Below are 2,895 nucleotides of genomic sequence, written 5' to 3'. Positions count from 1 at the left end.
GGCCCGGGTGGCCGGGCTGCAGCTTCCCGACGAGCTGGCCGTGGCCGGGTTCGATGACCTTCCCTACTCCTCCACCACCAACCTCCATTGACCAGCATCAACCTGGACGCCGAGGGGCTGGGCCGCGGGGCCGCCCGGCAGCTGCGCCGGCTCATCGAGGGCGAACCGCTGGATGCCTCGCATCTGGTGCTGCCCGGACAGCTCGTGGTGCGCGGCTCCACCGTCGCCCAAGCCTAGGGGCGAACAACACCAGGCCGGAACCCGGGACAGAAGTGTGCAAGAATGCTGTTACCCATATCACTTTCACTACGGATCGTCGGGCACGTACCTGCCCGTGAAAGGAATGTCGTCATGGCATCTGTGACTTTTGAGAAAGCCACGCGTATCTATCCCGGTGCACTGGTCCCCTCGGTGGACGGCATCGACCTGGAAATCGCCGATGGGGAATTCCTCGTCCTGGTCGGCCCCTCGGGCTGCGGCAAGTCCACCACACTGCGCATGCTGGCCGGGCTGGAGGAGGTGGACGGCGGGACCATCCGCATCGGGGACCGGGACGTCACGAACGTTCCGCCCAAGGACCGGGATATTGCCATGGTCTTCCAGAACTATGCGTTGTACCCGCACATGAGCGTGGCGGAGAACATGGGCTTCGCCCTGAAGATCGCCGGGGTGGACAAGGAAGAACGGGCCCGGCGGGTGCGCGAGGCAGCGCAGCTGCTGGATCTGGAACAGTACCTGGACCGCAAGCCGAAGGCGTTGTCCGGCGGCCAGCGCCAGCGCGTGGCCATGGGACGGGCGATTGTGCGCTCACCGCAGGTGTTCCTCATGGATGAGCCGCTGTCGAACCTGGACGCGAAGCTGCGCGTGCAGACCCGCACCCAGATCTCCTCGCTGACCCGCCGGCTCGGGGTCACCACCGTGTACGTCACCCACGACCAGGTGGAGGCGCTGACCATGGGAGACCGCGTGGCGGTCTTGAAGGAAGGCACCTTGCAGCAGGTGGGAACCCCGCGTGAACTCTACGACCGGCCCAACAACGTCTTCGTCGCCGGTTTCATCGGCTCCCCGTCCATGAACCTGCTGGAGCTCACCGAGACTGGGGGCCAGGTGGCCTTCGGCAACACGGCCTACCCCGCCCCGGGAGCCTCCGGCGGCACCACCTTCGGCATCCGTCCCGAGGATCTGCGCCGGGCAGCCCCGGGCGAGGGTGTCGAACTGCACGTGGACGTGGTGGAGGAACTCGGCGCGGACGCCTACATTTACGGCAGCGTGCACCTTGAGGGCAAGGACCACCCGGTGGTGATGCGGGTGGATGGGCGCAAGCCGCCGCGGCGGGGCGAGAAGATCAACATCGTCCCGGAGCCCGGACACATCCACCTGTTCGAGACCGCCTCGGGCCAGCGCCTGACCCAGGCCTGACTTCCCACTGATGGTCCTGGCCGCCGTGTCCGGCGGCCAGGACCGGCCTAGTCGCGCTCCACCCGGTGCAATTCGACCTCCAGGCGGCGCCCCGTCACCACCACGCTCATCATGGTGCAGTGTGGCTGGCGGCGCGGTCCGTGGGGGAACCGGGATTGAGCAGGCGCATCCCGCCGGGAGAAACCGTATCCCAGGGGATATGCGAGTGCCCGAACACCAGTACGTCGCTGCCGGCAAACGCCGCGTCCGCGCGTTCCTCACGGCGCCGGGCAGGCCCGGTCTCGTGAATGAGGGAGAACTTCAGCTCCTCCACGGTGAAGTGCGCGACTTCCGGCAGCCGCTGCCGCAAATCCGGACCGTCATTGTTCCCGTAGACCCCATGGAGCTGGCGGGCCCGGTTAAAGAGCAGTTCATAGGTCGGCAGATCGATCCAGTCCCCCGCATGAATCACGGCATCGGCGGCCGCAACGGCCTGAAGCACCGCAGAGGGCAGTTTCCTTGCCCGGGCGGGGACGTGGGTGTCGGCGAGCAGAAGAACTCGTGTGGCCATGCCTTACATCTTCGGGCCTCGGCACGCCGGGGACAAGCGCCGAATCCAGACTGGCTCGCGGGGCCTGGGTTAAAGAAATATCCCGGGACATCAACTATGTGATGTCCCGGGATATCCGGTGTGTGCGCGAGGGGGGACTTGAACCCCCACGCCCTTGCGGGCACTGGCACCTGAAGCCAGCGCGTCTACCAATTCCGCCACTCGCGCTTGTTCGCTACTCTCGCAGCAACGAAAATAATCTTATACACACTCGATTCGATTCTCCTAATCGAAATGGGCAAATGTGGTTAGCGACACAATTGAAACTCTTTAGGTGTCCAAATCGTTGCCGTATCGTCGGACTGCGTGCAGTTGGCATCCTGCATTTCCACAGCCGAAAACAGTAAGATCGACAGAGACGTTCCGCGCCACACGGGTCGCAGGAACCAAGCACTTGACCTGCGACATGCGTGAATCTAAGAAAGGAGCGCTCGAAATGAGCTTTCTCGACAACGTCGAACGTGGTCTAGAGAAGGTCGTCACCAGCTTCTTTCGCGGCAACAGCAGCGCGGAGATCAAACCGGTGGAACTGACTACTGCCCTGCGCAATGAAATGGACCGGGGCATCCTGGCCATTAGCGAGGGGCGCAGCCTTGCCCCCAACGACTTTGTCGTACACCTGAGCAACGATGACTACCAGACCGCCAAGGCCTGGGGTTCCTCGGTTGTCAACGAAATGGCCAAGGTCACCGCCGAGCACGCGATGAGCCAGGGATACTCGGTGCGGGACAACATCCGCATTCACTTCGTGGGCGAAGAGGACCGCCGCCGCGGTGAAGTCGAGATCAGCGCCTCCATCAAGGAAGGCGCGGCGGGCGCGCCGCCTCCGCGTCGGTAAAGAATCCAGCTCCCGCCCCACACCGGCCCGCAGCACCGGCCTCCGGCAA

General features: G+C 64.4%; 4 protein-coding genes and 1 tRNA gene. 3 read left to right on the top strand and 2 right to left on the bottom strand.

From position 1 onward, the window contains the following. Positions 1-87 precede the first annotated feature (87 nt). Together JCM19049_RS22615 and JCM19049_RS10900 are read left to right on the top strand one after the other, a co-directional pair. A complete protein-coding gene (locus JCM19049_RS22615; protein WP_306420783.1) occupies positions 88-237 on the top strand; it encodes a substrate-binding domain-containing protein in 150 nt (49 codons plus the stop codon). Positions 238-351: 114 nt separating this feature from the next. Then, positions 352-1,419, top strand: a complete 1,068-nt coding sequence (locus tag JCM19049_RS10900; protein WP_054821602.1) for a sn-glycerol-3-phosphate ABC transporter ATP-binding protein UgpC — start codon at positions 352-354, stop codon at positions 1,417-1,419. 109 nt (positions 1,420-1,528) lie between these two features. Here the strand turns inward: JCM19049_RS10900 and JCM19049_RS10895 are convergent, their stop codons facing one another. Continuing rightward, the gene (locus tag JCM19049_RS10895; protein WP_374700297.1) at positions 1,529-1,969 is read right to left on the bottom strand and encodes a metallophosphoesterase family protein; all 441 of its coding nucleotides are present in this window, start codon (positions 1,967-1,969) and stop codon (positions 1,529-1,531) included. A gap of 123 nt (positions 1,970-2,092) precedes the next feature. Next, positions 2,093-2,176: transfer RNA gene (locus JCM19049_RS10890), tRNA-Leu, on the bottom strand. 268 nt (positions 2,177-2,444) lie between these two features. Here JCM19049_RS10890 and JCM19049_RS10885 point away from each other — a divergent pair. Beyond that, on the top strand, positions 2,445-2,846 hold the full coding sequence (locus JCM19049_RS10885; protein ID WP_054821601.1) for a DUF3662 domain-containing protein: 402 nt from the start codon (positions 2,445-2,447) through the stop codon (positions 2,844-2,846). Positions 2,847-2,895: the final 49 nt, after the last annotated feature.

It is taken from the genome of Arthrobacter sp. JCM 19049 (assembly GCF_001310435.1).
The sequence above is the reverse complement of the archived record's forward strand: the minus strand, read 5'-3'. Positions and strand labels throughout refer to the sequence as shown.